Genomic DNA, 16,749 nt, shown 5'->3' with positions numbered 1-16,749 from the left:
GTTTTATTTTGTGGTCAATAGTGTTACTCCTTTATTATTTAATTTTAAAGTGCCATTCCATTGTACAGACTTGCCAGATATTATGTTGTGGAATGTTTTCCCTCTTAAATTCATTTCTGAAAAACGCTTTAAATCCAACTCAACTAACTCTTCATTTTTATTTAAAATACAGACAACCGTTTCATCTCCCATAGTTCTAAACAAAACATAAACACCGTTCTCTGGTGCAAAATGAACAGTTTCCCCCTTGTGAATGGCTTCGCTGTGCTTTCTATAATTCATAAGTTTCATTACAAACTCTTGCATCTTGGTTTGCTCATCGGATAAACCTTCACCTGTAAATCCGTTTACGGTATCGTTTTCCCAACCGCCGGGAAAATCGGTTCTAATTAACCCGTGATCTCCAGGTTTTTTGGCATCGCTTAGCAACACTTCTGTACCATAATACACTTGTAAGGTACGTGGCATACACGCCATATAGGCCAATGCCATTTCTGTTTTGGTAAGGTTTTCCTCCAATTGGGTGTAAATACGGCTCATATCGTGATTGTCTGGAAATACCAAAATATCTTCTGGTCTAGTATAGCCAAAATCGTTCGCCAAACCATCATACATACGCACTAAACCTGTCCCCCAAGATTCCTCTTCATTTAATGCTTGAACAATGGTTTTTTGCATTGGAAAATCCATTGTAGATTTTAAATTGGACTCATAACCGTCTTTATTTTTTTGCCCCTCTTGCCAATACGCTACCAACAACGGGTTGGTACTCCATTCCTCACCTACAATATTAAAATTAGGGTATTCAGTCATAATGGCGCCTGCCCAATCACTCATAAAGTCTTTATCTGGATATGGATATGTATCTTGACGGATGCCTCCCAATTGTAGCGTTTCTATCCACCAAATATTATTTTGAATGATATAATTTGCCATAAATGGATTGCGCTGATTTAAATCTGGCATCGCACGAACAAACCAGCCTTCGTTCATTTCGGCTTGATCTTTTTTTGATGCATAAGTATCTTGGTTTACCGTTCGGCGATGGTTGGAGTTCTTTAGTCTTTGACCAGCTTCTAAAGCGTCTTGTTGATTCACCCAATCTTTAAAGGGTAAATCGTCCATCCACCAATGGTTACTCCCACAGTGATTAGCCACCATATCCATTATCAATTTCATATCCTTTTCCTGCATTTTTTGGGATAAGGTTTTATAGTCTTCCAACGATCCGAAACGTGGATCGACTTGGTAGAAATCGGTCATTGCATACCCGTGATATGAGGATTGCGGCATATCGTTAATAAGCATTGGCGTTGGCCAAATAGCCGTAAACCCTAACTTTTCAATGTAATCTAAATGCTGAGTGATACCTTTAATATCGCCACCGTGACGACCGTAATCATCGTTACGATTTATGGTGGTTTCCCGTAAATTTTCATTTATATCGTTAGAGGGATCACCATTAGCAAAACGGTCTGGTGTAATCAAATAAATGGCATCGCTACTATCAAAACCGACATAATCTTCGGCAGAAATTATTCTTGATTTTAACTCATAAGTATGCGTTTTTTTTGTGCCATTTTCATCTTCAAATAGTACATCAAACTTCCCAGGTTTTGTAGTGCTGTCAATCTCTAAATCCAAAAACAAATAGTTGGGACTATCAGCTTGATGCACTTTGGTTACCATAACGCCAGGATAAGCAACTTGTGCAGAAGAACCACCAATACCATCGTCTTTAACCAACAATTGCAGTTTGGTGTTTTTAAAACCAACCCACCAATGTGGTGGTTCTACACGCTCTAAGGAAGTGTTTGAAACCGGGATTGTTTTATCCACTTCCATTGGCTGTTGTTCCTTTGATTCTTTACAACCTAACAACGTTATTAAAACCAATACAATACCAATATGATACTTCATAATATATGTTTTTTTTAGATTCTACATCATTGCACAAAATGACGCTTACTCACTTACACTTTCACCAAATTATTTGGTGTAACCGTTACAGGTTTTCCATTTACCAAAATGGTTAAACCGGTAGTTCCTTCTAGCTCAAAATTGGTTTCCTTTTGAGAGACGTTTACTTTTAAAATTTGATTTCTAAAATTGATTTTAAATGAAAATGCTTGCCATTGTTTTGGGATTTGTGGCTCGAAACTCAACATATCATTTTTAACACGCATACCGCCAAAACCTTCAACAATACTCATCCACGTTCCGGCCATTGATGTAATGTGCAAGCCTTCGTGAACTTCTTTGTTGTAATCGTCTAAATCCAATCTTGAAGTTCTTAAATAGAAGGTATACGCCTGTTCCATTCTACCTAATTTGGCGGCTTGAATACTGTGTACACAAGGTGACAATGAGCTTTCGTGTACCGTAAAAGGCTCATAAAAATCGAAATGTTTTTCTAATTCTTCTTGCGAAAAATGGTCTTCAAAAAAGTAAAACCCTTGTAAGGTGTCGGCTTGTTTAATGTATGGTGAACGCAAAATACGATCCCAAGACCAGTATTGATTAATAGGGCGTTGGTTTGCATCCAACTTATCCACCGTGATTAATTCTTTATCTAAAAAGCCATCTTGCTGTAAATAAACTTGATGTTCTTCGGAATATGGAAAATACATCTCGTCGGCTACTTGTTGCCATTGGGAAATTTCAGCATCAGACAGATTGGCTTTCTCCATAATTCTAGTAAAATCCGAGGCGTATTCTGATTTTACTTTGTTGATGTTTTCTATGGCATAATCAATACACCATTTGGCGATATAGTTGGTATAAAAATTATTATTAACGTTGTTTTCGTACTCATTCGGTCCGGTTACACCTAAAATAACATATTTGTTTTTAGCTGTTGAAAACGTTGCGCGTTGCTGCCAAAAACGTGCAATACCGATAAGTACTTCCAAGCCTTTTTCAGGAATATAGCTATAATCGCCCGTAAAGCGATAATAATTAAAAATAGCAAACGCAATAGCGCCATTACGATGGATTTCCTCAAACGTAATTTCCCATTCGTTGTGACATTCTTCTCCATTCATTGTGACCATTGGATATAAAGCTGCCCCGTTTGTAAATCCTAATTTTTCGGCATTTTCGATGGCTTTTCCTAAATGATGATAACGATATTCCAATAGATTTCTGGCAACTTGTTGATCTTTGGTTGCCATATAAAATGGGATGCAATAGGCTTCGGTATCCCAATAGGTACTTCCGCCATACTTTTCTCCAGTAAATCCTTTTGGCCCAATATTTAATCGGGCGTCTTTTCCTATATAGGTGTGGTTTAATTGTAAGATATTAAAACGAATACCTTGTTGCGCTTTTACATCGCCTTCAATGGTAATATCGGCCATATCCCAAATACTAGCCCAAGCTTGTTTTTGTGTGTCCAACAAGCCTTCAAAACCTAATTGTAATGCTTTTTCTAAGGTGGCTTTTGCTGCAGTAACCAAGCTCTCTTTATCGTGATTTCTATCGACGGTATAACCTCCAAATTTATGAATGGTAAAGGTTTGATTTTGTTTAATAGAGGCTGAATACTCAAACGATACCTTTTGAGCTGTCTGCTCTATTTTAGGTTCTATATCGCTAATGTTTTCATCTACAAAACATTGCGACTGCATAAAGGTACAGGTATGAAAATTGGTTTTCATTGTGTGTGCCTCGATAAATGCTTGGTTTGATGTATGGGTTAGTTTAGTGGTATTCCAAAATTGGTCGTCCCAATTAGTGTCTTCGTTGGTAATACCAGAATCTATATAGGGTGTAAAGCTGATTTCAGCATCAGCATTTAATGGCGTTACCGCATATTGTATAGCGCCTACTTCATCTAACTCTAAACTTAAAAAGCGAAGTACTTCCACTTTCACTTGTTCATTATTTGGTAATGTAACCACAAAGCTTCTAGATAGCCAACCCTCTTTCATATTAAGTTCGCGACGAAAGTTTTCAACTTTTTTACATGTATGTAAATCTAAATCTTCACCATTTACACGAACGTTAATGCCAATCCAATTTGGCGCATTTAGCACTTTGGCAAAATACTCTGGATAACCGTTTTTCCACCAACCTACTCGGGTTTTATCTGGATAATATACGCCAGCAATATAACTACCTTGAAAGGTATCGCCTGTATAAGTTTCTTCAAAATTGGCACGTTGTCCCATAGCACCGTTACCGATACTAAATAAACTTTCTGAAGACTTGACTCTTTCTGGCTCAAAGCCTTCCTCTATAATGGACCAATTATCTGGTTTTATATAATCTTGATTCATTTTTTTACTAATTCTTTTATAAAATCTGTTGAGATTTCTGTAAAATCTTTAAATATGTAATCGGCTTCGTGAAGCACATTTTTATCACCAATACCAATAGAAATCATATTGGCAATATTTGCGGCTTGAATACCAGCCACGGAATCTTCAAAAACCACGCAATTTTCAGGCTTTTGATTTAGTAATTTTGCTCCTATTAAAAACACTTCCGGATCGGGTTTTGCTTTGCTAACATCGTTTCCATCTACAATAGCCTGAAAGCTTGAAATAAGGTTAACTTTTTCCAATATTTTTCTAGCATTTTTACTGGCAGACCCTAAAGCTATTGCTTGATTATTGATTTTTAAATAGTTTAATATTTTTGGTACATCGGGAAGAATTTCATCTTCTCCCATTTTATTTATGTAGCTTAAGTAATCATCGTTTTTCTTGGCCATTAAAGACATAAACTCATCTTCGGAAATACTTTTATTCCCCCAGGCTAAAATTTTCTCTAACGATTTTACACGGCTTACGCCTTTAAGCTGTTCGTTTTGTTCTTTATTAAAATCGACATCGATACTGTTGGCTAATTTTTTCCACGCCAAAAAATGATACTTTGCTGTATCTACGATAACGCCATCGAGGTCAAATATGAATCCTTTTGTGTTCATTTTTAATTTATTTCGTTTTCTGGTTGATATGAAATAGCATCTTTATTAACAATTAATAAATTGCATAGTCCTGCTAGAATTAAACTAATACCAGCAATCGTCATGGCATTAATAGCGTCTTCACCTAAAAGACTAGACACATAATTTATCCCGCCAACAGCCGCAATAATTTGAGGGATTACAATAAACATATTGAATATTCCCATAATAACGCCCATTTTCTTAGGATCTACGGAACTTGATAACATTGCGTAAGGCATTGACAAAATACTTCCCCAAGCAATACCTACTAATATGAAACAGTATTTTAGCGTTTCTGGCGTAGCGTAAAACATTAAAATAAAGCCTAATCCTCCCAAAAACAGCGACCCCATATGCACAAACTTTCTATTAATGCGTTTTTTAGATGTATAAAAGGCTAGTAGCAACGCAAAAGCCATAGAAGATAACCCATAAACTCCCATTGCAGACCCCACTAAGTTTGATGATTTTTGAAAAGCGGTGTTTGCTGTATCAAAAGCTTCGGCTTGCGAGGGGATTGTTAAATCGAAAGCTGTTTCTATAGGTGCCGGTGTATTAAAAACGTGTTCGGTTAGCGCTGGATTTGCCAAGCTCCACATCGTAAAAAACGCAAACCAACTAAAAAACTGAATAAGTCCTAGTTTTTTCATTGTTAGTGGCATTTTTCCAATATTCTCTAAAATATCAGGAATGAAGCGGTTCTTCTTTTTGCGTTCGCGTTCAAATTCCTCCATATCTTCAGGTGGATATTCTGTCGTGGTAAATACCGTATATAAAATACTTACTAAAAACACTATGGCTCCAATACCAAACGCCACTTTTACCGACATAGGCACGACGCCTTTTGGTGCCGCATCGCTAACACCAAGTTGTGACACCATCCAGGGCAAATTACTTGCTACCCAAGTACCAATACCAATAATAAGAGTTTGTACAACAAAACCATACGATCGTTGCGAATTAGGCAGTTTATCAGCTACTAAAGCACGAAAAGGTTCCATTGAAACATTTATAGAAGCATCTAGAATCCATAAAAACCCTGCAGCCACCCATAATGCTGGTGAATGCGGCACAAAAAATAACGCTAAGGAACTTAAAATAGCTCCTATTAAAAAATATGGACGACGTCTCCCCCATCTTGGGTGCCACGTTTTATCGCTTAAATACCCAATAATTGGCTGTATAATAAGCCCTGTTAAAGGTGCTGCAATCCAAAGTAAAGGAATAGCATCTTTATCAGCTCCTAACGTTTGAAAGATTCGAGACATAAAGCCTCCTTGTAAGGCAAAACCAAATTGAATTCCCAGGAAACCGAAACTCATATTCCAGATTTCCCAAAAATTTAAGGCGCGCTTTTTCATTAATAGTATATTTTAAATTAATACTATTTTGACAAGCGGTATAACTTATCAAAACTTATGGTGAGAAGTAAAAATATAAGTTTTGATTTCAGGCGGTAAAGATATAAAAGATTTTAATTAGTCCATGTTAAAATCCTATTTTGTTGATTCTCGCTCTATTAATTCGGTTTCTATAACTACCGTTTTATAGTGTTCTTCTTCCTCTTCATGCTCTAGATTATCTATTAACAGTTCTGCTGCTTTTTCACCCATTTGCTGCGCATGCTGACTTACAGTTGTTAAACTTGGTGTGGCGTGTTTAGATAATACCCCATCTGTAAAGCCAATAACCTGAATATCGGCAGGTATTTTTCTTTTTAGCTTTTTCGCAACCTTCATAGCCGTAAGTGCATACAACTCGTTAACAGCAAAAACGCCATCTATTTCTGGATTATTTTTTATAAGACATTCTATTTCGGCTTCTAAATCTTCTAGATGATCTTCGGCATCCAACTCTTCAACTATTTTAAGTATTAATTCAGATTTAGGTTGAATTTTATGATCCTCTAAAGCCTCAAGATAGCCCTGTGTTCTCAATTTACCGACACTAACATAATCTTTTGTTGTAATTATAGCGATGTTTTTACAGCCATTTTCTATTAGTTTATTAACGGCTTTTTTCGAGCCCTTTAAATCGTCTACAATTACCTTATCGCATCTTACATCGTTAACGACACGATCAAACATAACTATAGGCATACCTTGATTTATGGTTTCGTAAAAATGATGATAATCTTGTTGCAGTAAGGTTTCTTTTGAAATAGATAAAATAAATCCATCTATACTACCATTGGCTAGCATTTCCATGTTAATAACCTCTTTATTAAACGATTCATTAGATAGCCCAACAATTACATTATAACCACGCTTATTCGCTACAAGTTCGATACCTCTAATGACTTTCGAGAAAAAATGGTGTACAATTTCGGGAATAATAATGCCTATTGTTTTCGTTTTTTTGTTTTTTAAACTTAAAGCAATGTTATTAGGTTTGTAATTATATAGTTTTGCAAAAGCCTGAACCTTCTCTCTAGTATCTTCACTTATCTCCTTACTATTTCTTAAAGCTTTAGACACCGTTGATATTGAAACATCTAACTCTTTTGCTATTTGTTTGAGCGTTACTTTCCGCTTCATATAAATATTTTTTGTATATTTTAAAAGAAGCCTAAAGATAAGGCATTCTAACTATTCTATCACGCAAAATACAAAAACCTTAAAAAGTTGTTAACACGAAAACGTTTTCGTTGTAGATGTCGCAAAATCACAGGCTTTTTTTAGGTTATTTTTACATAGATTTAACGTCGAGAAGTAAAAATATAACTAACAAACAAAAGACTAATTCAAATTATTTTGTATGAAAACAACTTTAAATAGCTTACTGTTTCTGTTCTTGCTTGTTCCTTCATTTCTGTTGGCACAAAATCAAGTTTCTGGAACAGTAACTGATGAATCATCATTACCACTTCCTGGTGTTAATGTGATTATCAAAGGGACTTCAACAGGAACGGCTACAGATTTTGATGGTAATTATCAAATTAAGGCTAACTCTGGTGATATTATAGTATTCTCGTACCTTGGTTACATTACTCAAGAAATAACGTATAATGGACAAACCACAATTAATATAAGTCTAGCTGAAGACGCAGCTCAATTAGACGAAGTCGTTTTAATTGGTTATGGTGGTGTAAAAAAAGAGGATTTAACAGGATCTGTTGATTTAATTAAATCTGATGATTTTAACCAAGGCCCCGTTGTTTCAGCACAACAATTAATATCTGGTAAAGTAGCCGGGGTGTCTATCACTTCTAGCAGTGGTGCTCCTGGAGAAGGTCAAGAAATTAGAATTCGGGGAAACGGTTCTCTATCATTAAACAATAACCCTTTAATTGTTGTTGATGGATTTCCTTTAGACAATGGAGCTGTTGGAGGGTCTAGAAACCCACTAAACCAGATTAACCCTAACGATATTGAAGCCATGACTGTTTTAAAGGATGCTTCAGCTACTGCTATCTATGGATCTCGTGCAGCAAATGGCGTTATAATTATAACCACAAAAAAGGGTAAAGATTCTGAATTTAAGTTTAGCGTAAACACCTCAACAACGGTTCACACTGCTGTTGATTATGTAGATGTATTAAATGGCGATGAGTACAGACAAGTGATTAACAATCATCCTAATGCCGATGCGCAAACACTTTCTTTGTTAGGCAATGCCAACACCGATTGGCAAGATGAAATTTACAATACCGCTTTTGGCCAAGACCATTCTATAAGTGCTAGAGGAAATGCCTTTGGTATTCCAATGAGAGCTTCTGTAGGGTATACTGACCATGATGGTATTTTACGTCGTGACAATTTTAAAAGAACCACAGCTTCTTTAAATTTAACTCCTAGCTTACTTGATGACCACTTGAAATTTGAAATTAATGCAAGAGGTAATTATTCCGAAAACTTTTTTGCAAATAGAGGCGCCATAGGTGCTGCAAATACTTTCGACCCTACCCAACCAGTATATAGTAACGACCCTCAAATTGTTAGTCAATTTGGTGGTTATAATGGCTGGTATAATCCTATTTCTGCTATAGACCCAAGTACTGGGCTACCGGTATTAAGTCAGATTAATTTAGCAACGGTAAATCCTGTTGCGCAACTTAATTTGGTTGATGATGTGTCTGAAGTAAGACGTTTTATTGGTAATGCTAAGGTTGATTATAAGCTTCACTTTTTCCCAGACTTAACAGCTACAGTTAATGTTGGTTTAGATAAATCGCATGGTACAGGTAGAACTATCACTTCACAACAAATGCCTACCTCATTATTAGCTGATTCATGGGAGATATGGAATGGCTCAAGATCAACGTATTCTAACACCTCAACAAATAAACTATTTGATGCGTATTTAACATACAACAAGTCTATTAATGAAACTCACAACATAACTGCCGTTGCGGGATATTCTTACCAATCTTTCGAATATGACAATTACAGTTATGATAGCGAAGCAGAAGAAAGAGATATCAGAAACCCAGATACTGATATTGATTTTGAATTCATTGATAAATCTAAAAACGTTTTACTATCTTATTTTGGTCGATTAAATTATGATTATAAAGGAAAGTATTTACTTACAGCATCTTTAAGAGCCGATGCATCATCTAAGTTAAACCCAGACGATCGTTGGGGATACTTCCCATCTGCGGCATTGGCGTGGAATATTAGTAAAGAACCCTTCTTAGAAAGTGCTAGTTTTATAAATGATTTAAAACTAAGAGTAGGCTATGGTGAAATTGGTAATGTTAATGGCTTAGGAGATTATTTATTCCTAACACGATATACGAGAAGTAACTCTTCCGCTAATTATCAATTTGGAAACACGTTCTATCAAACTTACAGACCTGACCCTATCAATGAAGAGTTAAGATGGGAGGTAGGTAATACAATAAACCTTGGTTTAGACTATGCCTTTTTTAACAGTAGAGTGTTTGGATCAATTAACCTTTATAAAAAGAAAACAGAAAACTTAATCGCATTTTCATCTATTGACCCTTTTACCAATTTTGGTAGTAGTATTGATAGAAATATTGGAGATATGGAAAATAGAGGTGTCGAAATTGCTTTAAATGTTATTCCTATCCAAACTGATGACATAGAATGGTCTATCAATTACAATATAGCTTTCAACGAAAACGAAGTTGTAAGACTACCATTCAATCAAGAAGTTGGAGGTATTAGCGGTGGTGTTGGCAACAACATTCAGCTACATACCGAAGGGGAATCACCTTCTAGTTTTTATGTGTTACAACAAGTATACGATGCTAACGGAAATCCTATTGAGGGGGCATTTGTAGATAGAAATGGCGATAATATTATTAACGATTCAGACAAATATTTATATAAAGACCCTTATGCAGATGTAATTATGGGGCTAAACACAAATTTAAACTATAAAAAGTGGGATTTAGCTGTAGTTACACGGGCTAACATAGGTAATTATGCCTATAACAATGTGGCTTCTGGAAATTCTTACAGAGATGGAGCTATTCCAACTAGTAATGATTTCTTATGGAATTTGCATTCAGAATATTTAAATTCTGGATTTACTGATCAAAGTGATGAAAGAAACTTTATGAGTAGTCACTGGGTACAAGATGCCTCATTCTTTAAAATTGATAATATTACTCTTGGATATACTTTAGACAAAGCCATTAAAGATGTGATAGTTAGACTATATGGTTCTATACAAAATGTAGCAACTTTTACTGAATATGATGGTTTAGATCCAGAAATTCCTGGAGGTATCGATAACGGTTTTTATCCAAGACCAAGATCATTTGTATTTGGTATTAATTTAGATTTTTAAAAAAATAAATTATGAAAAATAAAATAAAACAATTCACATGCTTTTTAGCGATAACATGCTTCATGTTTTCATGTCATGATGATTTAGACCAATCACCTATTGACCCTGATAGCTTTACTGAAGAAGATGTATTTGTTAATGCATCTGAAGCTAGAAGTGCACTAGCCAAGTTATATGCTAGTTTGGCACTTACAGGGCAACAGGGACCTGCTGGAAACCCTGATATTACTGAAATAGACGAAGGATTTTCTCAATTCTCTAGAATGCTTTTCAACCTTAACGAACTAACCACAGATCACGCTGTAGTTGGTTGGGGAGATGCTGGTCTTCCAGATTTACATGGCCTTTATTGGTCTGCTGGTAACGATTTTACCGGAGCTATGTATTTACGTCTAGCACAAGAAGTCTCATTTTGTAATTCATTTATAGATAATGCCTCACAACTTACAGATCCTGAGGTAGCATCTTATATCGCAGAAGCTCGTTTTTTAAGAGCCTTTGCATATTATAACCTTATTGACTTTTATGCTAACGTTCCTTTAGCAACACAAATTTCAACAGAACTTCCAAGTCAAAGTGACAGACCTGAACTTTTCAATTTTGTTGAAACAGAACTTTTAGAAATACAAGACGACCTTCCAAGTTCTAATGAATATGGACGTGTTGATCAAGTTGCAGCATGGGCTTTACTATCAAGATTGTACTTGAATGCTGAAGTATGGATCGGCACACCTAGATATACAGATTGTGTTACGTATTCTAACAATGTTATAAATTCTGGTTATTCAATTAACACGAATGATGTAAATGGTAACGGAACAGCTTATGATGAATTATTTCTTGCCGATAATAATACCAATGGTGCTCAAGATGAGTTTATTTTTACATTAAATTTTGATGGCGTTCAATCTCAAACCTATGGTGGCTCTACATTTTTAGTACATGCAGCAATTGGAGGCTCTATGGACGCTTCTTTATTTGGTGTCAATGGCGGTTGGGGAGGTAATAGAACAACCTCTGCTTTAGTTGAAAAATTTGAAATGGGTACTATTGATATCGATGAGCTTAATAACGATTTAGGAGGTACACTTTCTAACTGGGGATTAGTTGGTGATGCTACAGAAAATGCTTGGGATGGCCCAGACATGGAAATGTATGAAACCTCACCAAATCAATATTCACTTTATGCTAATTTAACAGCTGGCGACTTTAAATTTAGATTTGATGAAGATTGGGGGAACAACTATGGTGATAACGAGTTAGATGGCTCTTTAGAAGCTGGAGGAGGAAATATTCCTATTCCTGCCGATGGCCCTTATCTTATAACATTAGATTTAGACAACTTAACTTACTCCATAACAGAGGTGACTGCTTCTGGTGATATGAGAGCAATGTTTTACACAGACGGTCAAAATTTAGAGATTGAAAGTATAGGGCAATTTAGTGATGGATATGCTATCACTAAATTTAAAAATGTTACATCAACTGGAGGACCAGGAAATGATAGTAATGGAGAGTTTGTAGACACAGACCTTCCTGTAATTAGGCTAGCTGAAATATATCTTAACTATGCCGAGGCTACTTTAAGAGGTGGTGGCGGTGACACAGGTTTAGCCGTTGACAAAATTAATGAACTAAGAACAAGAGCCTATGGAGGCCCTTCTGGTAATATTACAAGTTCTGATTTAACTTTAGACTTTGTATTAGACGAACGCTCTAGAGAGTTATATTGGGAGGGACAAAGACGCACAGACTTAATAAGATACGATTATTTCACATCAGGAAATTATCTTTGGCCATGGAAAGGAAACCAACCTAATGGAACTTCAGTAGGTTCGTTTAGAAACATTTTCCCAATCCCTACAAACTCAATATCAACCAATCCAAATTTACAACAAAACCCAGGCTACTAATTAAAATTTAATACGATGAAAAAAATAAAAATTTTAACATTACTTTTTTTGAGCTTACTTGGCTTTTATTCATGTCAAGATGATGATAACTTATCTTACATAGCTCAACCTGTAGGAGACTTTTCTTTTACAAACTCATTCTCATCTGAATATGTTTTAACTACTGCTACTTCAAGCAATCTAGGTGAAAGATTTACTTGGGACAATGCTAATTTTGATGTTCAAACAAATGTTAGCTATGATATCCAGAAATCTATAACTGGTGATTTTAGCGACATGGAAATTATTGGAACAACCTCCGCAAATGAGTACGCAGTTACAATAGGTGACTTACTAAACTACGCAGAAGAAGCTGGTTTAGATAACGATCCTGATACGGAAGATATGCCAGATACAGGTGAGGTATATTTTAGAGTAAGAGCCTATGTTGGATCTGACTCTGACATTGAATTAACTTCAGAATCTCAAGCATTAACTCTAGTTCTAATTGGAGGAGACGAAACTGTTGAACCAGTACTAAAAGATTTATATTTAGTAGGTGATGCAACTGCACCTGGATGGAGTGAAAACAATAATAACCCTGCAATAATAAGACATGCTGATAATGAAAATATGTACACTTTTAGAGGCTATTTTGTTGGTGGCGGAGAAGGCTTTAAACTATTAGAAGTCTTAGGACAATGGCAACCTCAATGGGGTGTTGGAGCCAGTACAGGTGAAGCTGCTGTAAACGATGGTACAGGGAGCGACCCTACCGCTTTCCCAATTACCGATAGTGGATATTATGAATTTACATTAGATACAGATGCTATGACATATACATTAGATACGTATGATGCTTCTGCCGCTACAGACTATACAACAATAGGCATTATTGGTGATGCAACTGTAGGCGGATGGGACGCAGACACTGACATGACGCAATCTACATTTGACCCTCATATCTGGTACATGAATGACGTTGAAATAGGTGATGGTGAAATGAAATTTAGAGCTGAAAACGATTGGGCTACCAATTGGGGTAATAATACTCCCTTAAGTGGTTTTGGAACTCTAGATGGTGCCAACATCCCTGTAACAGCAGGCATCTATAACATTTGGTTTAATGATTTAGATGGTGGTTATATTTTAATCCCAGTAGAATAAGAATATATCTAAATTATAATATTATTATGAAAATAAAAGGTTATGAGGTTTTTCCACATGACCTTTTATTGTTTAAAAAAACAATATGAAAAAAAAATTACTTATTTTAATTCTGTTTGCCTATGCAGTTTCTTACTCACAGGTAACAATAGCTCCGTCTCCATTTCAAGTTGATGAGTCCATAAATATAACTGTTGATTTAAACAGCTCAGATACTGACTGTAATGGCATTAATAATCCTACAAAAGTATATATGCATGCTGGTATTGGTGATGACAGTGATCCTTGGGGGTTTAATGTTATTGGTAATTGGGGAGAAGATGATGGCATAGGAGAAATGACCGATAACCAAGATGGAACTTGGAGCATTAGTATTACACCTGAGACTTATTTTTCATTATCTACTTCCGAAGCATCTCAAGCAACTAAAATGGGATTAGTTTTTAGAAATGAAGATGGTACTGAAGAAATGAAAGCAAGTGGGTGTACCGATTTTTTCTTCAATGTAGGAACTTTCCAAGTTACCATGATTAATCCTTCCAATTCATCTAATGGAATTATAGTAGTAGATAATGGTGGTGGCACTCAAATTTTGGCACAAAACTCTGGAGGCCCTGCAAACTATGAGCTTTTTGCAAATGGAGTAAGTGTCCATACCCAAAACAATACTACTTTTTATAACGGTTATTTATTTAGTGGTTTAACTGAAAATCAATATTGCGAATTAGTAATCACTCAAAATGGTTCTACAATCACTAAAGTATTTACAATTTTTGTAAACAATAGTAATACTGAAGATATGCCAGCTGATTTAGAAAATGGTATAAATTATGACGAAGTTGATAATTCAAAAGCTACTTTAGTATTAGATGCACCAAATAAAGACTTCGTCTATATAGCAGGTAGCTTCAACAATTGGGAGCCTACAGCATCTCATGCAATGAAAAAAGACTCTAGTACAGGAAAGTTTTGGGTTGAATTAACAGGGTTAACACCAGAAACAAATTATACATACCAATATTGGGTAGGTGCCATATCTCCTGTTTCAGGCTCTCCAAAGTTAGTTAAAACGGCTGATCCATTTTCCACACTTGTATTATCACCTTACGATGATCCTTGGATTCCAGAAACTACTTATCCAAACATACCTTCTTATCCCACAGGGCAAGAACGCGAAGTTACGGTTTTAAAAACTGGACAAATACCATATAATTGGCAAGTAACCAATTTTCAAAAACCAAAAAAAGAAGACCTTATTATTTACGAAGTTCTTATTCGTGATTTTGACAGCGACAGAAACTTCCAAGATTTAATCGACAAAATTGATTACTTCAAAAATCTTAACATTAATGCTATTGAATTAATGCCTGTTATGGAGTTTGAAGGGAATGAAAGTTGGGGGTATAATACGTCATTTCATATGGCTTTAGATAAATTTTATGGAACAAAGGATAAACTTAAAGAGTTTATCGATGTATGCCACCAAAACGATATTGCTGTTATTTTAGATGTCGCCTTAAATCACGCTTTTGGTAGAAACCCAATGGTTAGAATGTGGATGGACGATCCCGATGGCGATGGCTGGGGCGGACCAAGTAGCGAAAATCCTTATTTTAATCAAACACCTAGACACAGTTACAACGTAGGTAACGATTTTAATCACCAAGAATCCAGAACACAATATTATGTACAACGTGTTGTTAAGCATTGGATTGAAGAATTCAATATTGACGGTTTCCGTTGGGATTTAACCAAAGGATTTACACAAAACTGTTCTGAAAGTGATGAAAACTGTACGAACTCTTATCAACAAGATCGTGTAGATGTTTTAAAATCTTATGCAGATTATAGCTGGAGTTTAGATCCTGATCATTATGTAATTTTTGAGCATCTTGGAGGCACTTCCGAAGAACAACAATGGGCCAATTACCGTATAAATGAAGGTAAAGGTATTATGATGTGGAAAGAAATATGGAACGATTATAAAAACCTTGCTCAAGGAAATTCAGGAAACATCAACGCTATGGGCAACGTAGCAAATGGTTTTACAGAAAAAAGAGCACTTGGTTATCCAGAAAGTCACGATAAAGACCGTATTATGTACGAAATGCTTCAATTTGGAAACAGTAGTGGCGGATACGATGTTACTAACTTAAACACGGCTCTAGAAAGAATGTCGTCTATTGGTGCTATTTCTTTAACTATTCCAGGACCAAAAATGATTTGGCATTTTGCCGATTTAGGTATGGATGTTTCTATTTGGACTTGTGATAATGGCTCTGTAAACACCGACTACGACGGCAACAATGATGGCGATTGTAAATTAAGTACAAAACCACAGCCGCAATGGACTAATAACTGGTTAAGTGATGCCAATAGAAGTCAAATTTATAACGATTGGGCAAGGCTAAACTATTTAAAAATTAACGAAGCTGTTTTTGAAGGCGATTACGCTATAAACTCTGGCAATACAACACCTAGAATTTATATTTGGGATGATAATATTCCTGCTAACGAATTAAAAAATGTTGTGATTTTGGCCAACTTTGGCGTAACCACCCAAAATATTGTTCCAGATTTCCCTTATACAGGAACTTGGTACGATTTAATGGACGAAACAGGAAACACTTCAATTAACGTGACTAGTACAACCGCTACGATAAGTATTCCTGCTGGACAATTTAGAATTTATGGTAATGCCACATCTACATTAAGTATTGACGATGTGAGACAACAACCACTTTCTATTTATCCTAATCCAGCAAACGATGCGTTTTATATAAACACAGAAGTAAATAATGTAAAGATTATAGACTTAAATGGAAAAATTGTACAAGAATTTAACGGCAATTTCTCAAAAAATCACGCCTTCAATATTTCCAATCTTGCTAAAAGTTTATATATCGTGAAAGCACAAAACAACTCAGGAGCTATAAAAACCACTAAGCTTGTAAAGTTCTAAGCAAACTTTAA

The 16,749-nt window shown here is 35.7% G+C and carries 9 protein-coding genes; 4 read left to right on the top strand and 5 right to left on the bottom strand.

Annotated elements, in window-relative coordinates; translation table 11 throughout:
* Positions 1-3: 3 nt before the first annotated feature.
* From EJA19_RS03245 to EJA19_RS03225, 5 genes are all read right to left on the bottom strand, one after another.
* The gene (locus tag EJA19_RS03245; RefSeq protein ID WP_125466900.1) at positions 4-1,920 is read right to left on the bottom strand and encodes a glycoside hydrolase family 13 protein; all 1,917 of its coding nucleotides are present in this window, start codon (positions 1,918-1,920) and stop codon (positions 4-6) included.
* A 53-nt stretch (positions 1,921-1,973) separates the two neighbouring features.
* A complete protein-coding gene (locus EJA19_RS03240) occupies positions 1,974-4,280 on the bottom strand; it encodes a glycoside hydrolase family 65 protein (RefSeq protein WP_125466899.1) in 2,307 nt (768 codons plus the stop codon).
* Positions 4,277-4,933, bottom strand: coding sequence for a beta-phosphoglucomutase (gene pgmB, locus EJA19_RS03235; RefSeq protein WP_125466898.1), 657 nt, complete (start codon positions 4,931-4,933; stop codon positions 4,277-4,279). Before pgmB ends, EJA19_RS03240 begins: the two co-directional genes overlap by 4 nt.
* A 2-nt stretch (positions 4,934-4,935) precedes the next feature.
* Entirely contained in the window at positions 4,936-6,315 is a 1,380-nt protein-coding gene (locus EJA19_RS03230) for an MFS transporter (protein WP_125466897.1), read from the bottom strand.
* Between the two features lie 135 nt (positions 6,316-6,450).
* Positions 6,451-7,491 (bottom strand): LacI family DNA-binding transcriptional regulator, encoded by a 1,041-nt coding sequence (locus tag EJA19_RS03225; protein WP_125466896.1) that lies wholly within the window; start codon positions 7,489-7,491, stop codon positions 6,451-6,453.
* A 220-nt stretch (positions 7,492-7,711) separates the two neighbouring features.
* On the opposite strand from EJA19_RS03225, the gene EJA19_RS03220 reads away from it, so the two are divergent.
* The 4 genes from EJA19_RS03220 to EJA19_RS03205 all read left to right on the top strand — a co-directional run bounded on the left by EJA19_RS03220 (position 7,712) and on the right by EJA19_RS03205 (position 16,738).
* The gene (locus EJA19_RS03220) at positions 7,712-10,717 is read left to right on the top strand and encodes a SusC/RagA family TonB-linked outer membrane protein (RefSeq protein WP_125466895.1); all 3,006 of its coding nucleotides are present in this window, start codon (positions 7,712-7,714) and stop codon (positions 10,715-10,717) included.
* An 11-nt stretch (positions 10,718-10,728) separates the two neighbouring features.
* Entirely contained in the window at positions 10,729-12,630 is a 1,902-nt protein-coding gene (locus EJA19_RS03215; RefSeq protein ID WP_125466894.1) for a RagB/SusD family nutrient uptake outer membrane protein, read from the top strand.
* Between the two features lie 15 nt (positions 12,631-12,645).
* On the top strand, positions 12,646-13,776 hold the full coding sequence (locus EJA19_RS03210) for a SusF/SusE family outer membrane protein (protein WP_125466893.1): 1,131 nt from the start codon (positions 12,646-12,648) through the stop codon (positions 13,774-13,776).
* An 85-nt stretch (positions 13,777-13,861) separates the two neighbouring features.
* Positions 13,862-16,738 carry an alpha-amylase family glycosyl hydrolase gene (locus EJA19_RS03205; RefSeq protein ID WP_125466892.1) on the top strand — a complete coding sequence of 959 codons (2,877 nt, stop codon included), beginning with the start codon at positions 13,862-13,864 and terminating at the stop codon, positions 16,736-16,738.
* Positions 16,739-16,749 lie beyond the last annotated feature (11 nt).

Source organism: Mangrovimonas spongiae (assembly GCF_003944795.1).
GTDB classification, from domain to species: Bacteria; Bacteroidota; Bacteroidia; order Flavobacteriales; family Flavobacteriaceae; genus Mangrovimonas; species Mangrovimonas spongiae.
The sequence above is the reverse complement of the archived record's forward strand: the minus strand, read 5'-3'. Positions and strand labels throughout refer to the sequence as shown.

Coding starts and splice junctions, on each gene's coding strand:
- pgmB (WP_125466898.1), bottom strand. CDS start 4,933: ATGAACACAAAAGGATTCATATTTGACCTCGATGGCGTTATCGTAGAT.
- EJA19_RS03215 (WP_125466894.1), top strand. CDS start 10,729: ATGAAAAATAAAATAAAACAATTCACATGCTTTTTAGCGATAACATGC.
- EJA19_RS03245 (WP_125466900.1), bottom strand. CDS start 1,920: ATGAAGTATCATATTGGTATTGTATTGGTTTTAATAACGTTGTTAGGT.
- EJA19_RS03230 (WP_125466897.1), bottom strand. CDS start 6,315: ATGAAAAAGCGCGCCTTAAATTTTTGGGAAATCTGGAATATGAGTTTC.
- EJA19_RS03240 (WP_125466899.1), bottom strand. CDS start 4,280: ATGAATCAAGATTATATAAAACCAGATAATTGGTCCATTATAGAGGAA.
- EJA19_RS03225 (WP_125466896.1), bottom strand. CDS start 7,491: ATGAAGCGGAAAGTAACGCTCAAACAAATAGCAAAAGAGTTAGATGTT.
- EJA19_RS03210 (WP_125466893.1), top strand. CDS start 12,646: ATGAAAAAAATAAAAATTTTAACATTACTTTTTTTGAGCTTACTTGGC.
- EJA19_RS03205 (WP_125466892.1), top strand. CDS start 13,862: ATGAAAAAAAAATTACTTATTTTAATTCTGTTTGCCTATGCAGTTTCT.
- EJA19_RS03220 (WP_125466895.1), top strand. CDS start 7,712: ATGAAAACAACTTTAAATAGCTTACTGTTTCTGTTCTTGCTTGTTCCT.